At 70.2% G+C, this 15,846-nt stretch carries 7 protein-coding genes and 2 pseudogenes; 4 read left to right on the forward strand and 5 right to left on the reverse strand.

Annotated features, from left to right (window positions below):
* Nucleotides 1–88 precede the first annotated feature (88 nt).
* A protein-coding gene (locus tag ACIPPS_RS11005) for an IS5 family transposase (protein WP_401429609.1) occupies nt 89–914 on the reverse strand; the annotation gives its coding sequence in 2 pieces (ribosomal slippage) (nt 89–455 and nt 454–914; 828 coding nt in all).
* 591 nt (nt 915–1,505) lie between these two features.
* On the opposite strand from ACIPPS_RS11005, the pseudogene ACIPPS_RS11010 reads away from it, so the two are divergent.
* Nucleotides 1,506–2,593, forward strand: a pseudogene (locus ACIPPS_RS11010) (IS630 family transposase).
* Between the two features lie 45 nt (nt 2,594–2,638).
* Here the strand turns inward: ACIPPS_RS11010 and ACIPPS_RS11015 are convergent.
* The 4 genes and pseudogenes from ACIPPS_RS11015 to ACIPPS_RS11030 all read right to left on the reverse strand — a co-directional run bounded on the left by ACIPPS_RS11015 (nt 2,639) and on the right by ACIPPS_RS11030 (nt 8,081).
* Entirely contained in the window at nt 2,639–4,435 is a 1,797-nt protein-coding gene (locus ACIPPS_RS11015) for an ABC transporter ATP-binding protein (RefSeq protein ID WP_401429611.1), read from the reverse strand.
* A 92-nt stretch (nt 4,436–4,527) separates the two neighbouring features.
* The gene (locus ACIPPS_RS11020) at nt 4,528–6,573 is read right to left on the reverse strand and encodes a glycosyl hydrolase family 28-related protein (protein ID WP_401429613.1); all 2,046 of its coding nucleotides are present in this window, start codon (nt 6,571–6,573) and stop codon (nt 4,528–4,530) included.
* Nucleotides 6,574–6,752: 179 nt separating this feature from the next.
* Nucleotides 6,753–7,139, reverse strand: a pseudogene (locus ACIPPS_RS11025) (DUF3459 domain-containing protein); the annotation flags it as partial.
* Between the two features lie 654 nt (nt 7,140–7,793).
* On the reverse strand, nt 7,794–8,081 hold the full coding sequence (locus ACIPPS_RS11030; RefSeq protein ID WP_401429616.1) for a hypothetical protein: 288 nt from the start codon (nt 8,079–8,081) through the stop codon (nt 7,794–7,796).
* Nucleotides 8,082–8,534: 453 nt separating this feature from the next.
* On the opposite strand from ACIPPS_RS11030, the gene ACIPPS_RS11035 reads away from it, so the two are divergent.
* The 3 genes from ACIPPS_RS11035 (at nt 8,535) to ACIPPS_RS11045 (ending at nt 15,779) form a co-directional block, all read left to right on the forward strand.
* Nucleotides 8,535–11,852 (forward strand): hypothetical protein, encoded by a 3,318-nt coding sequence (locus ACIPPS_RS11035; RefSeq protein WP_401429619.1) that lies wholly within the window; start codon nt 8,535–8,537, stop codon nt 11,850–11,852.
* Nucleotides 11,853–11,943: 91 nt separating this feature from the next.
* Nucleotides 11,944–12,420 carry a hypothetical protein gene (locus ACIPPS_RS11040; protein WP_401429621.1) on the forward strand — a complete coding sequence of 159 codons (477 nt, stop codon included), beginning with the start codon at nt 11,944–11,946 and terminating at the stop codon, nt 12,418–12,420.
* The gene (locus ACIPPS_RS11045; protein ID WP_401429623.1) at nt 12,417–15,779 is read left to right on the forward strand and encodes a tetratricopeptide repeat protein; all 3,363 of its coding nucleotides are present in this window, start codon (nt 12,417–12,419) and stop codon (nt 15,777–15,779) included. The genes ACIPPS_RS11040 and ACIPPS_RS11045 overlap by 4 nt, the downstream gene beginning before the upstream one ends.
* The last annotated feature ends 67 nt before the right edge of the window (nt 15,780–15,846 follow it).

The following is a 15,846-nucleotide window of genomic DNA, read 5'->3' on the forward strand; positions in this document are numbered from 1 at the left end:
GTGTGGACGAGCTTAGGCCGGAAGGTGTGGAGGTGGCGTGTCGCCGTGTCGATGACGATCCACCGGCTGGTATGCCGTTCACGTCCGATCACCGTTGCTTGTCGTACCGCGTGGCGACAGCGCGGTGCCTCTTGAGCCGGTTGATTCCGCACTCGACCGCGTGCCGCTCGCGGTAGTCGACCGGGTCGAAGCGCGGCGGCCGGCCACCGCGAGAGCCGAGCTTTCGACGGTTGCGGGCCTGGTCGGCCTTGTCCGGGATGGTGCCGCGGATCCCGCGGCGGCGCAGGTAGGCACGGTTGCCGCGGGAGGCGTACGCCTTGTCAGCCCGCACGCGATCGGGCCGGACACGTGGCCGACCCGGCCCGAGGCGGGGCACTCGGACCTTTTCCAGCACGGGTTCGAACTGCGGTGAGTCACCGCGCTGTCCTGCCGTGATCACCACCAAGCTGCACCTGGCCCTGCTCGACGGCCAGGCGCAGCTTGGTGGTGAACCCGCCGCGCGAGCGCCCCAGCCCGTGATCAGAGGGCTCGGTGAAGATGCCGCCCGGCGGTTCCTTCTGCCGGTCGCCCTGCTTGCGGGCCCCGGCCGCGTGCTGATGCGCGCGGCAGACCGTGGAATCGACATTCAGGTCCCACATGATCGCCCCCTTCGCCTCCGCCAGGGCCTGGAGCCGAGTGAGGATCCGGTACCAGGTGCCGTTCCGCTGCCACCGGCGGAACAGGTCGTAGACCCGGCCCCACGGCCCGTACTCAACGGGCACGTCCCGCCACGGAACACCGGTCCGGACCCTGAACCGTATGCCGTCGATCAACTGACGCCGAGGCCAGACGGGCGGCCGCCCCGCCTCCGACCCCTTCGGCAGCAGCGGCTCCAGCACCGCCCACTGCTCGTCCGTGAGATCTCCCCGTCCCATGAACGGTGATCATTCACGGTGCAAGATCCACTTTCGATACACGGTCTAGTGCCGCATCAGGCAACGTTCGCCTCGGTCTTGCCGGTTGCGTGCGGATCGCATGGGGCACGTAGTCTCGCGGGATGCACTCTCATCTGAGCTTTGAGAACCCTCCCGCGCTGCCTCACGAGGTGGTGGTTGAGGCGTTGGAGCGGGCCCTGCGTGACCGCTCGGCAGAGGGCGAGGCGGCGAGCGTCCTGGTCGGGAGCGCGTTGAACGACGACGATCGGGAGTACGTCGAGCACTGGTGCATGGAGGTCGGAACACGGGCTGTGCCGGGCAGTCCTCTGCTCGGTCTGGCCGGCCTGTGCCTGGGGCATACCGCCCGACGCTTCGGACATCTCGGCGATGAGGCCCTTGCGCTGGCGGAGTCGCTGGCGGTGCGGAGGCGGATCCGTCGGATGTGGACGGTCGGGCTCTGGACGGCTTTGACGACATCCGGAGCTTCCTGCACCTGTGGTGAGGCTGGTCGCTGCGGCGGGGGTTAGGCAGCGTTCGGTCTCTTGGGGCGAGTCGCCCGGTTGCGGTGATCGGTAGCTCCGGGTGGTCAGAATGATCACGTGGCTGAAACGCGTGCGGGTCCGTGAGATCGATGACGGCGAGGGGCGGCGGCTGCTGCGGATCATCCGCCGGGGCACCGGGTCGGTGGTGACCTGGAGGCGGGCCCAGATGGTGCTGCAGTCGGCGCAGAGCATGGACGTGGCGAAGATCGCGGAGGTGACGTTCACCAGCGCGGACCGGGTCCGCGACGTGATCCACAACTTCAACGCCGACGGCTTCGACTCGCTCTACCCGAAGTACGGGGGCGGGCGACCGAAGACGTTCACGCTGCCCGAACGCCGCGAGATCAAGAAGATCGCCAAGTCCAAGCCGGTCGAACACGGCCTGCCGTTCTCGACCTGGAGCCTGGCCAAGCTGGCCGACTTCCTGGTCGCCGAGGGGGTGGTCGACGACATCAGCCACGAGGGCCTGCGCATCCTGCTCCCCGACTACGCCGCCAAGAAAGCGCGTGTCGAGCACCTCTACGCGATCGCCGACGGCGAGGTCAGACCTGAGGAAGGCGAACCTAAGTTGTCTTCTGCATGGACGAGTTCGGGCCGCTCAACCTCCAGCCCCACCCCGGCCGGCAGTGGGCTGAACGCGGCGGTCGGCACAAGGACCGCGGCCGCGATCCCAGGCCCCGAAGACGCGCGACCTACACCCGACCGCACGGGGTCCGCCACTTGTTCGCCGCCTACGACCTCGCCAAAGACCAGCTCTACGGCCACATCAAGAAGACCAAGAACCGGTCCAAGTTCCTGGAGTTCTGCCGCTACCTGCGCTCGCTGCACCCGGTCGACGTGCGGATCGCAATCGTCTGTGACAACTACTCCCCGCACCTGACCACGAAGCGGTGCCAGCGGGTCGGGACGTGGGAGGCGGCGAACAACGTGGAGATCGCCTACACCCCAACCAACAGCTCCTGGCTCAACCGGATCGAGGCCCAGTTCGCTGCCCTGCGCTACTTCGCCCTCGACGGCACCGACCACCCGTCCCACAAAGCCCAGGGCAGCATGATCCGCCGCTACATCGTCTGGCGGAACAAGCACGCCGCCGACGAACGGCTACGCGAACTGATCACCAGGGCGAACGTTGCCTGATGCGGCACTAGCTGAGGTCACATCGACCTGAGAGATCCGTCCGGGTCAGGTCTTCGCGACGTGCATGTGCGCATATAGGCCGCCCATCTCGATGAGCTTGTCGTGGCTCCCTACCTCGGCGACACGGCCATGGTCCATGACGACGATCCGGTCGGCGCCCTGGATCGTGGAGAGACGGTGGGCGACCACGAAGACCGTTCTGCCCCGGACCAGGCGGCTCAGTGCCTGCTGGATCAGCGCTTCCGAATGGTTGTCCAGGGCTGAGGTGGCTTCGTCCAGAACGAGCACGCGGGGGTCGCGGATGAGGGCCCGGGCAATGGCCAGGCGTTGTTTCTGCCCCCCGGAGAGGCGCGCGCCGCGCTCGCCTACGACGGTGTCCAGGCCATGCGGGAGGTTGTCGACGAACTCCAGCGCGTTGGCGTCCTGGAGGGCCCGCCGCACGGCGTCCTTGCCGACGTGACGCAGACCGTACGTGACGTTCTCCTCGATCGTGCCTTCGAAGAGGATCGACTCCTGGGGCACGACGGAGACAAAGCGGCGGTAGCTCCTCAGGTCGAGCCGGGCCATGTCGGTCCTGTCGAGGAGGATGCGTCCGCCGGCGGGACGGATGAAGCCGATGAGCAGGTTCAGGACGGTGGACTTGCCCGCGCCCGAGGCACCGACGAGGGCGACGGTTTCGCCGGGCCGTGCCGAGAGGGTCACCCCGTCGACGGCGGTCCGGGAGTCTGGCGCCCCCGGCTCCCCGTAGGCGAAGGTGACGTTCTCGAAATCGATACGTCCCTCGACGGAGGGGACCTGCTCCTTACCGGTGTTCTGTTCCAGGTCGGGTTCCTGGAGTACCTCGCCGATGGACCGGACCGATTCCAAACCCTTGCTGAGGATCGGGGCGAGGCTGAGCAGTGTGGTGACCGAACCCGTCAGGACGGTGAAGAAGCCGCTCAGCATGACGACGTCGCCGGCTGTGACGGGCAGCCAGCCGTGGTAGGCGACCAGCGCGGAGCCCGTCAGGCACAGCAGACCGAGTGTGTTGAGGATGATCCATGCCAGGGAGCCGAAGCGCCCGTTGAGCAGATCGAGCCGGATGCCCTCCGAGCGGACCTCGTCCAACGAGGCGTTCACGCGGCCGAGGGCTGCGTGCTCCAGGCCGTGGGCCCGGGTGATCGGGATGAGTGTGGTCATTTCCCCGACCCGTGATGACAGTTGTTCCATCCGTCGTCGGAAGAGTTCGTTCTGGTCCCGCAGTCGGCCTCGGAGCCTCATCACCAGCAGGCCCGCCGCCGGGACGACGATCAGGAATACGGGCAGGAAGGACGGGACGCGCAGGCCGATGACGACGAGGCCTCCGACGAGGGTGACTACCGCCGCGAGCCCGAGGTCGGCGCACTGCATGAGCATCTGCTCGACCGCTTCGGCGTCCCTGATGACCTTGGCTTGAAGGACGCTGGCGCTGGTCCGCGAGTGGTAGCCGATCGACAGCTGCTGCATGCGGGCGCACAGCGCCGATCGCAGCATGGTGCCCAGTCCTCGAACGACGGTTCCCATACAGCGCACGTAGATGAGGTGCAGGGGGAAGTTCAGCAGGAGGATCGTCAGGAGGACCGCAGTGGCGGTCCACAGTTCGGACACGGGCCGGTGTTCCACCACCACGTCGAGGATCAACGCCGTGATGAGCGGCAGCAACCAGATGGGGCTGTGCTTGGCGACGAAGGTCACGACGGCGACCGTCAGCCGTGGCAGCTCAGGACGCAGCAGTCGTCCGAGGGTGCGTACGGGGTTCTGTCCGCTGTACACGTCGGCGATGGGCAGGGAGGTCGTCCGTGAGGTGGTTTGTTTCTTTCGCATGCGTGCCCTCTCTGCTCTGTCGTTGAACGCGGTGTGGGCGGCACGCCGGTCCGTGGACCGGCGTGCCGCCCCTACCCCCTACGCCTGTCGCGTCACCAGGTGGTCGGTGCCGGCGGGGCGACGACCGGAGGGCGGTCGTCGCAGGTGATGGTGTTGGGGAGCATCCACGGCGCGAGCCAGCCGCCGTCGTTGTCGCCGCGGTCGGTCAGGGTGAACTCGGATCCTGCGGCGGGGAAGTTGAAGGAGCCGCAGTTGTTGACGCCGATCGCCCCGACATTGCGAGCGTCGACGTTCTCGAAGAGGGCGGATCCCTTCACCCTTGCGCTGACCACGGAGTTCCCGGTGCCGTCGACGCGGACGTCCCTGAAGTGGACGGCCGGGATGTCGACCTTGTCCTTCACCCCGTAGTCGCTGACCAGCATGATGGCGTTGTAGGTGGAGTCGAGGTAGTGGTCGCCGGTGACCTGGATGTCGGCGTCGATGCTCTTGTCCAGGGCGTAGAACCAGATGGCGCCGAGGCCGATCTGCCAGTTGAGGTCGAGGGTGCCGGCGCGGACCGTGGTGTTGTCGGTGAAGCGGAGTGCTCCGGTGAAGGGCTCGGCTCCGAATCGGGAGCCGGCGTGCAAGCCGCTGCCCTCGCGGACGGGGTCGGCGACGAGGTTGCCGCTGACGGTGTTGTCCTCGCCGCCGTAGATGGCGATGCCGTTGGCGAGGGTCGGGGACTGGACGGTGTTGCGGGAGAAGGTGTTGCGGGCGTCGGTGGTCGTGTCCGACCACATGGCCAGGCCGTCGTCGCCGGTGTTGCGGATGAAGTTGTTGTGGGCGAGGGAGTCGGTGACGCCGGTGTGGAAGTTGAGGGCGTCGGCGATCTGGTCGGTGATCACGTTGTTCGTGATCTTGACGTTCGACATGGGGCCGTCGAACCACAGGCCGACCTTGGTGTGGTGCAGGTACAGGCCGTCGACCGTCGAGTCGCTCATGGCGCCGCCGATGGCGTTGACCTGGTCGCTGTCGATCCGCTCGCGGACGTCACCCTCGATGGCGAAGCCGCGCAGATGCACGTTGTGGCTGCCGCCCTCGGCCGCGCTCTTGCCGTAGAGGCCTACGCCGGCGTGCCGGGAGCCGTCGGGTGCGGGCACGGCCAGGGTGACCTGGCGGCCCTTGAGGATCGTGTGCCAGTTACCGGCGCCGACGATGGTCACGTCGTCGACGACGATGTGGCGGTCGACCCGGAAGGTGCCCGACGGCAGGTAGACGGGCCGGTGGATACGACGGGCGAGGGCGATGGCGCGCTCGATGGCGGGGGCCGCGTCACGCCGGCCGGTGGGGTCGGCACCGAAGGCCAGGACGTTCACGCCGCCGCGTTCCACGTGCGGTGCGGCGACGAGTTCGGTGTCGAGGAGGTCGATGACGGTCCAGGCGGCGGAACTGCCCTCGGGGACGGTCAGGCGGACCCGGTCGCCGGCCTTGTAGGTGCGGCCGAGGTGGAGTCGCTGCTCGTCGTAGAAGTGAGTGGGCCGGAAGGGCTTGGCGATCTGGGGCGCCGGGCTGGTGGCCGCGGGGACGCACGCGCATTCGGTGATCCACCAGTCGGGGTGCAGCAGGTCCGCTTGGGGGTTGTTGGTGAAGGGGTACTGGTTGTAGAGCCAGGAGTACTGCGAGGTGAGCGTCATCGGTTTGCGGTGGCCGCCGTTGACGGTGACGTTCAGCGGCGCGGTGATGCCGCCGCCCTCGGGGGCGTCCGGGATGCTGTAGCGGACGGTGAGGGCGTTGGCCGCACGTGGGAGGACGAACTCGACGTGCTGCGTGGGGGCCAGCCGCACCGCGGAGCGTCCGGACGCCTCGGAGGCCAGCGTGTACGGGGTGCGGTCGGGTGCGATGACCGTGCCGTCGGTGGAGGCGTTCTCCGCCTCCTGCTCGTCGAAGGAGACGACGGCACCGCGCCCGGCGACGAGCTCGGGGGCGAGGCCGGCTCGCGTGACCACGGGGCCCGTGGCGCCGGCGGCCGGTTCCCGGCCTGCCGTCCCCGCTGAGGCCACGCCGTCAAGGGTCACGCTAAGGCTCAGGGCGAGGGCGGCGGTCGCCAGGACGGCTCTTCGGCCGCTGCGTGCGCCGCGTCCGGATCGGCTCGAGTTCATTTCTGGCTCACTTCTGTCAGAGGTGATGCGGACATCGACCGGGCGTCGCGGCCCGGGCAGTGGGAGCAGCAGGCCCGGTGTGCTGCCCCGCGAGGCGGCAGCACACCGGGCACCCCACCGTGCGCGGCGTGGTCAGGTACGCCGTCGGACGGCGAGTTCTCCGTCGACTGACGGCGTGGTCAGGTACGCAGCCAGACGGCGGTGTCCGAGGGGAGCGTCCGGTCCGCCGCCAGCTCTTCGCTGGCCAGCAGGACATCGTTGTGCGACGGCAGGGGGACGGGGCCAGCAGAGAGGTTCGCGACCCTGAGGACGTTCTCCGCGCGGGTGAAGGTCAGCAGTCCGTCAGGAGACGGCAGCCAGGTCAGGGGGCCGTCGCCGACTCCGGTCTCCGTGCGGCGTATTCGCAGCGCTGTGCGGTAGAGGCTGAGCATCGATCCGGGGTCCGCTGTCTGCCGGTCGACGGCGTAGCGTGCCCGGTCGGCGGGCTGCTGCAGCCAGGTTTCCGTACCGGCGCCGAAGCCGTACGAGGGAGCGTCGGCCTTCCACGGCAGGGGTACGCGGCAGCCGTGACCCGCAGTCGCGGATTTGTCCAAGGCGATATTGGGGCCCTCAGCCGCATAGGCGGGGGCGGGTGTCATCCCCACGCCGCTCAGGCCCGCCATCACCGAGCCGACGATCACTCGCCGCCCGTGGTTTCTCAATCGCATGAAAAGTCCTCTTGGTTGCTCACCCGGGCGGCCGACCGTGACCCGTCCTGCCGCTGCGTGAACAGCGCCGGGGAGGAGGGCGGGTTGGGGGCGGATGCACGAGTGAACGTCGACGGAGCCCTCGCACGACACCTTCCATGCCCAAAAACGGACTATTCGCGTTTCAGCGAGAGTTTTGAGCTGTTCAGTCAATCTTTTGCGACGATCAGGTGACAGGTTTCCGCCAGGTCACCACTTTGTCAACGGCACCGGCACAACTGCCTGTTGAGATGCGTGCGCGTCACGCAGGCAACTCGGGGGCTCGTTGCGCGCTGGAGAGCGGAACTCCGGGGCGAACGGGGCCGCTCATTCGCCCGGACACAGAAGAAGGGCCAGACCATCAGGTCTGGCCTCCGGCATCGGCCACTTGGTGCCGCACCCGCTTCGAAGAACGAAAAGCGCCGGGGGGTCAGGTGGCGGCGGCCGCCCGTACCTGCGGATGAGAGGCGCCGAGAGGAGGCGGCACGTGCGGGTTCAGCCGATGACGAATCGTTCGAGGCCCGTCTCCGACGGCAAGTACCCGGAGTCCAGCCGGGCCGCCTCAGCGACCAGGCGGTCGTACTCCTCCCGCGGCACCGGGATCTGGTGGTACTCCACGCTCCGCGCGAGGTGGTCCAGGGCGAGCTCCGCCTCGTCGTTGTCGATGAGTTCGAGCACCGACCGCAGCGCCCCGGCCGGTCTCGGGTCATCCGTCGTCCGGCTGGCGATGGCCACGACGGTGGCACGCAGAAGGGCGTCGGGAGACTCGATGGGCTGGCGCATGACTCGAGCGTGCACCGCGGGCGTCTCGCCGCTTCGGCCCGGGCCCGCGTACGAAACGTGAACACACCCCCGTCTCGCGAGATCGGTTCCATCCTCACGCTAGGGAATGGGGAAGCAATCGTACCGCGCTCGCCGACCCGACCCCGGTACCCGCCACCACCGGCCCGCCCCGACGTTGGCGACCTCGCCGTCACCCTCACCCAGCACTGACCCGCTGATCTGCAAAGAGAACGACTCGGTCGGCCTCGACGTCGAACCCGAGCACTGGGTGGCCGCGGTCGTCGCGCGGGTCCATCAGCACGGGCTTGCCCAGCGGCTTTCCGACGTCGACTTGCGGTCGATCAGGGCTGCCGCTTCCGGCCGTACGGGGATCTTGGCCCTGGCCGTTGACAGTGTTTTCTGTCACCGTGGGGACGAGGGTGACCCTCCGGGGCTCCCGGTGAGGGGGAGCTGATGGACGACGTTCGCGGCCGGGACGGCGAACTGGCGGAACTCGAAGCGTTCGCGCGCTCGCACGAGTCCTACCGCTGGCTTATCGGGCCGCCCGGGTCCGGCAAGACCGCTCTGGCCGAGCGGCTCGCCGCTCACCCGCCGGGGGACGTCGACGTCGTCTCCTTTTTCGCGTCGGGCGCCTCCGGCGGACAGACGATGCGGTTTCGACAGGAAGTCCACGACCGGCTCGCGGCGTTATTGGGCGAGTCGGCTCCGCCGCTCTCCAGACCGAGCACGCTCGACGGCCTCTGGGCCCGTGCCTGCGCGCGGGCCGAGGCGAGCGGCCGACACCTGCTGCTGCTCGTGGACGGCCTCGACGGAAACCACGAGTCGCCCCCGATCGCGGCCCTGCTGCCCGCCGCGACGAGCTCCCACGGTCACGTTCTGGTCCTCAGTCGCGTCCTGCCCCGGATTCCGGAGGCCGTGCCCCGGTCGCACCCGCTGCGGGACGAGCGACGCTGCCCTCGCGTCTGGTTGTCCGCGAGCCCCCTCGCCACCGTGCTGGCGGACCGTGATGCCCGTACGGTGCTGGGGGCTCTCGCCGTCGGCGGCCCCCAGACCGCGGACGACCTCGAGGCGGTCCTCGCCGCGCGAGGCGGCGGCATGGACGCGCACGAGGCGCGGGCCGTGCTGCGGACGGTCCCTTCCGGCTTACTGGTGTCGCGTGGCGACCCGGACTCGTCACAGGAGCGGTTCGACCTCGCCGACGACGCACTGCGCCGGGAGACCGTCGCCGCGATCGGTCCCGCCGAGGCCGAGCGGCATCGTGGCGCTCTGCGCGCCTGGGCCGAACAGTTCGCCCGTCGGGCCTGGCCGGACGACACCCCGGCGTATCTCCTGGACCATTACCCCGCGGTGCTCGTCGCGGGCCCGGATATCGCCGCGCTCGCCGCCCTCCCCTCGCCCGAGCGGATCGCGCTGTGGCAACGCCGGGCCGGTCACCCCGCCCCTGCCTGGCAGGAAATCACCGATGTCCTGAACGTCCTGGCCGCGACGGAGGCGGACAGCCTGGGCGAGGCGTGCGTCCTGGCCATGCGCCGCTATCGGCTGACCGAACGTCCGGGGCATGTGAGCTTCGGCTTCCCGCCGGCTCTCCCGGTGGCCTGGGCCGAGCAGGGGGAGTGGTCCTGGGCCGAGTGCCTGGCATCGGTGATCTGGCACTCCGTCCGGGCGTACACGGGCATGGCCGAGGCGGCCGCACGACTGGGAGACACCGAGCGCGCCCACCGCTACGTCGCTCGGGCCCGGGCCATCGCCCTCGACGATCAGGCCGGCGGAGTCTGGAACGCTCCTTCACTGGCCGCCCTGGCCCGCACCGCGCACGCTTGCGGTGCGCGGACGACGGCCTTGGAGCTGCTCCGGGAGGCGGAGCACATCGCCTGTGTCGCACCGCCCAGCCCCGGGACGGATCTCATGGCCGTGGCCCTGGCCGCAGTGGCCGAGGCCCACCTGGAGGTCGGCGACCGCGCCGACGCCCTGCGGATTCTCGGAACCGCCGAGGGCCTCGCCGACAGCGCCGGCGGGCGAAGCGACGATACCCTCGTCGGCATCGCCGCCCGCTCGGCCCAGGTGCGCGGGGCGCAGGAGTGTGTTCTCGCCTTTCCCCGGCCCCAGGGTGCGGGTGCGCAGATCCGTGTGTACGCCGAGTTCGCCCGGGGGGTCGCCCACAAGGAGGGGAGCAAGGCCGGTGCCGCGCTGCTGCGGGTCGCGGAGCAGATGCTGGCCAGGCTGCCCGCTCCCGTACCGGACGCGACGGACGCCGCCGTGCTGCGAGCGGTCCGGGAACGGTTCTTCGCCGTGCTTGACCTCGCCGAGGCCGCGGCGCGCGTGCCCGATCGGGACCTCTGCCTACGTCTGGTGGAAGAGGCGGCCGGGCAGGGCCGGCAGGGGGCCGCCCGCGTGGCGCATCTGTACCAGCTGCTCGACCGCCCCGCTCAGGCCTGGCATCTGCTCGACGGCCTCGTCGACCCGGAGGCGCGGCTGGCCGCGCTGATACGTTGCGCCGAGGCGGCAAACGAGGGCGGCAACTCCGATGCCGCGTCGGTGTATCTGGAACACGCCGTGCGGGCGGCCGCCTCGATCGACCGTCCGCGCGATCATTCGGACAGCCGGGTCGATCTCGCCGTGGCCCTGGCCCGATGCGGGAGTCCGGGCCGCGCCGAACGGATCCTACGGGACCTCGGCGCACCCGGCACGGGCCATTTCTGGGAGACCCTGGCAGTGGCCGAGGCCGTGGCCCACCACGGTCGGTTCGACCAGGCGGGACCGCTGTTCGCGCTGGCCAACTCGAACGGCGACGCCGATGCGGTGCACCGCATCGCGGTGATCCTGGGGCGGGGTGCGGGACGCGCCGGAGACCACGCCCTCGCCCGGGAGTTCGCCTCGCACGCCGGAGAGAGAAGCTACGTCTTCGCCCTCGAACAGGCCACGATCGGAGCCGCCGAGGCGGGCCGTTTCGCCCTGGCCGAGCGGTTGCTGACCGTGGCCCGGTCCGTGTCCAAGACCTCGGTCTCCAGGTCCCGGAGGGGCCTGGAGCAGGACCCCGCCGCCGTTGCGGCGTCGGCGGCCCTGCGCAGCGGGGAACCGGAGTGGGCCGGGAGGTTCGCCGACCGTATCCGGATGCCCGACATGTTCAGCGACCAGTCGGGACCGGCGGTGAAGCGCGCGGTCGGGGGAGATCTCGCCGCCGCCGAGTACGAGGCGCTGGCGGTGACGGAGCCGAACAGGGCGCAGGCACTGCTCAGAGTCGCGGAGATCGCGGCCGCCCTGGGGAGGGACGACCATGTCGACCGCCTCCTGGATCTGGCCCGGCGGGCCGCCGAGGGATGGAGGGACGCTACGAAGGGCGTACGGGCGCAGCAAGGGGCGGCCGTGGCGGAGGTGGCCGCGCGCATAGGCCGTCCGGACCGCGCCGACGCGATGCTTCGTCTCGGGGACGATGCGCTCGGAAACCCGCGGATCCGGGTGCTCGCCGCCCGTGCCGAGGCACTGGCCCGCGACGGCGACCAGGACGCGGCCGCCGACCTGCTGGAGGAAGCCTTCGGCAGCCTCGGTTCGCGGAGCCTGGCCAACAAGGAGCGCGAGGTGCGGGCGCTGGTGCTCGCGGCCGTGTCCGTCGATCCCGCGCTCTGCCGCCGCCACATCATGCGTCTGCTGGCGACGCGGACGAGAACCCCGGAGTGGCTCGCGGCCGTGGTGTTCTCCCGGCCCGATCTCGCTCCGCTGGTGGTCGCCCTGCTCGACGGCGACGTGGCGTCCCACGGTGCCGTCGCGCAGTGAGGGGAGGGCGAGGCGGGACAACTTACAGCAGGTGCCGCTAAGTTGAGTGGCCGCAGGAGCGGGATCCGATCCCGGATGGCGAGGGAGCGTCGTGTTCGAAGAGGTGGCCGCCTTGGCCATGACAGGGGCGACAACGGTGGTGGCTGCCATGGCCACCGACGGCTGGTCGACGGCGCGCGCACGGATGGCCGGACTGTTCCGCCGTGCCGATGACGTCCAACGAGCTGCCGTCGAGGAACAGTTGGACGGACACGCCGCGTTGGTGGCGGGCTCCGACGACGCGGAGGCGGTCCGTCAGGACCTGGTTCCGGTCTGGCGGCTCCAGCTCGCGGCCCTGCTGCGGCAGCATCCCGATGCGGGGGAGGAACTTCGGCTGCTGGTGCGCGAGATCCAGGAGCAACTGCCGTCGGCGCAACAGGTCTGGCAGCAGCGACAGACGAACATCGCCCGTGACCACGGGCAGGTGTTCGCCTCTCTCGGCGGCAATGTGATCGTCCATCACGGGCCGGCGCAGCCGCCGCCCGCACCTTCGGTCGTCGTTGGCGACGAGCCCGAGGCCACCGAATGACCCAAGTGCCGTCCGGGGAATCGGCCGGTGTCCAGCAGGTCGTGCACGTCGAGAACGGCTTCGGCTACGGGTGCATCGGCGCGGACATCCACGTCTTCGGCGACGGCAGGCCGGTGTACCTGCTGTTCGGCCACCGTCGGCGGACGGGCCTGGAGTCGCCGTGGCTGCGGGCCCAGCCCAGCCGGATGCTCGACGCACGCGCGGAGATCGTCGACTTCACGGGCCGCGCGGCCGAGTTGGAGGAGCTGGTCACGTGGCGGGACACCGGTCCGCGGCTCTCGGTGCGGTGGCTGCACGGGAAGGGCGGCCAGGGAAAGACGCGCCTGGCGAACCTGCTGGCCGCCGAGTCCCTGGGCGCGGGTTGGAAGGTGGTCGACGCGACGCACGGCACCGACGCCCACCCGCCGGCGGAAGCCGGCGAGGACCTGCGTCCCGACGGGCACACCGGGATCCTGCTGCTGGTCGACTATGCGGACCGCTGGCCCCTGGCGGACCTGAGCTGGCTGCTCCACAACCGCATCCTGCGCCACTCCGTCCCGGCGAGGGTCCTGCTGATCGGACGGTCGGCGACCGGATGGCCGGCACTGCGGGGAAAGCTCGGTCAGTTCCGGGAGACCATCGACACGTCCGATCAGTTTCTGCCGCCGCTGCCCGACGACGGCAGCGCGCGCCAGCGCATGTTCACCACGGCGTGCGAGTGCTTCGCCCGGCACTACCCGCAGATCGACGAACCTCGGGCGATCACGCCTCCGGATGCCCTGGACGATCCGGACTTCGGGGTGACGCTGGTGGTGCACATGGCCGCCCTGGTGGCGGTAGACGCGGCGACCCACGGCCGCCGTGCCCCCGCCGACATGGTCGGCCGGACGGTCTACCTGCTGGACCGGGAGCACGAGAACTGGCGCCAGTTGTACGAGAACGCCCGGCACGGCCTCGGCTTCCGGACCCCCGACAAAGACATGGCGCGCGCGGTGTTCGCCGCCACCTTGATCGGACCCACTGACCGGCGGACCGCCAGGAGCGTCATCGAACGGCTCATGCCGCACGCACCCGCCGAGCCGATCCTCCTGGACCACGGCGTCTGCTACCCGCCCGGCGACCCCGCACGCGTCAACTCCTTCGAACCGCTGCTGCCCGATCGCCTGGCAGAGGACTTCGTCGCGCTCATGCTGCCCGGCAGCCCGATCACCGGGTACCCGTCGGACGACTGGGCTGCTTCCGTTCCCGCTGTGCTCCTGCGCCGTGGGGACGACGGCGCGGCGCCGGCCTGGACGCCGCGAACCGTGGCCCACCTCGCGGCGGCGGCGGACCGCTGGCCGCACGTCGGGGAGGGGTACCTGTACCCGGTGGTGAAGGCCGATCCCCGGATCGCGCTGGACGCGGGCTCGGCCGCGCTCGGCGCCCTGGCCAGGATCGCGGACGGCGAGGTGCTGGACGGCAGCCTGCTCGGGGTCCTTGAATCGATCGACACGGTCCTGCCGGCCAACCGGCACATCGACCTCGACGCGGGCATCGCCGCGGTGGCCGAGCGCCTCACCGACCGCCGCCTGGCGGACACCGAATCCGCCGTTGACCGGGCGATCCTGCACAGCCATCTCTCCGCGCGCTACGCCCATGCCGGTCTGGCCGACAAAGCGGTGGCCTCTGCGGAGCGTGCCACCACTACGTTCCGCTCGCTGGCAGAGGCCGATCCTCGGGCCCACCGGGCAGGCCTGGCAGGAGCTTTGGTCAACCTCAGCGCCTACCTGCCCGGCGTGGGCAGGGAGGTCGAGGAATTGGTGGTGGCGGAAGAGGCCGCGGCGATCTCGCGGGAACTGATGGCGGCCGACCCGGAGAGCGACCCCAGCGTTCTCTCCGGAGCCTTGATCAATCTGGGCGCCGCCCTTCTTCGGCACCGCCGGCCACAAGAGGCTCTGCAGGTCACGATGGAGTCGGCGGCCATCCTGCTCCAGGGCGACGATGCCACGCGACAGCGTTACGTCGTCCCGGTCGCCACCGCGGCGGACAATCTCGGGATGATCTTCTCCGCCCTGAAGCGGCCGGAGGACGCGCTGGCGGCAGCCGACAGTGCCATCGAGCTTCTCCAGCTGGCCGCGGAGCGGAATCTCTCCGCCCACCTGCCCGATCTCGCCCGGGCGCTGCGCCACCGGGCGATGTGGTTGCGGGAACTCGGACTGCCGCAGGAGGCGGCCCTGACCCTGGAGGAGGTCGTCACCACCTCAAGACGACTGGTCACTGCCAACTCCGATGCCCATGAACCCGGCCTCGCCGCGGCCCTGGACAATCTCGGCAGCTACCAGGTCGACGCCGGATGGCCGGACGAGGCGGTGCCGACGCTTGAGGAGGCCGTGGCGCTCTTCCGCCGGCTGGCCGCGATCAACCCCGACGCCCACGAGCCCGACCTCGCCAAGTCGTTGAACAACCTGAGTGCCGTCTTCGCCCGACTGGGACGTCTGGACGAGGCGTCGCAGTTGATACGGGAAGCGGTCGACGTGGGCCGCCGACTGGCCGATGTGGACCCCGCCGCCCACCTGCCCGACTTCGCGCTGGCCCTGGACAACCTGTGCGCCCTGCTGGGGGGCGCGCGGCGCCCCGAGGTGCTGGCCGCCCTGCGGGAGGCGATCGAAGTGCGCAGGCGACTGGCCGAAGCCGACCCGGACGCCCAACTCGACCGCCTTATCGCCCTGTTGGAGGAGTTAGCCACCCGGCTCCGGGCTGCTGGGCGCTTGCGGGAGACGCTGGTGCCCCTGCGCGAGATGGTCGAGATCCACCGGCGCCTGGCCGGAACCGGCTCCGAGGCCCACCAGGCGGGCCTCGCCAGGAGCCTGGTCAACCTGAGCAGTCTGCTGGCCGACGCTGAGGAGGACGGGGCGCTGCCGACCGCGCGCGAAGCGCTGGCCGTCTATTGGCGCCTGGTCGCAGCGGATCCCGCGACCCATCTGCCGCACCTCGCCGTGTCCGTGAACAGGCTCAACAGCCTGCTGGTCAAAGGTGAGCGGTACGACGAGGCACTCACCGCGGCCGACGAGGTCGTCGGGAGCCTGCGCCGCCTCTCTGCGGCCGACCCGGCCGTCTACCGCCCCTTCATCGCCAAGGCGCTGTGGGGAGCGGGCCGACTGAGGGCCGCCCGGGGCAGCGGGCTCCCGCAGGCCGAGGCCGCGCTGGAGGAAGCGGTCGCCCTGTTCGTGCAGTTGGCCACGTACGCGCCGCACGAGTACGCGGACGACCTGAGAGGCGCACTGATCACTTACGCTGCCGTGCTCGACAAGCTCGGCTCCACGGCCAGGGCCGATCGCATCAGGAGGGTGACCCACACAGAAGCCACCATGGATGCCGTATACGAAGCACTGGGGATGTGAGAGTGCGGTACGTGATCTTCCGTCCGGCTTGACACCGCTCGATGGTGTGATGTTGGGTCACGTCGCC

This window comes from Streptomyces sp. NPDC090127 (assembly GCF_044746945.1).
Taxonomy (GTDB): domain Bacteria; phylum Actinomycetota; class Actinomycetes; order Streptomycetales; family Streptomycetaceae; genus Streptomyces.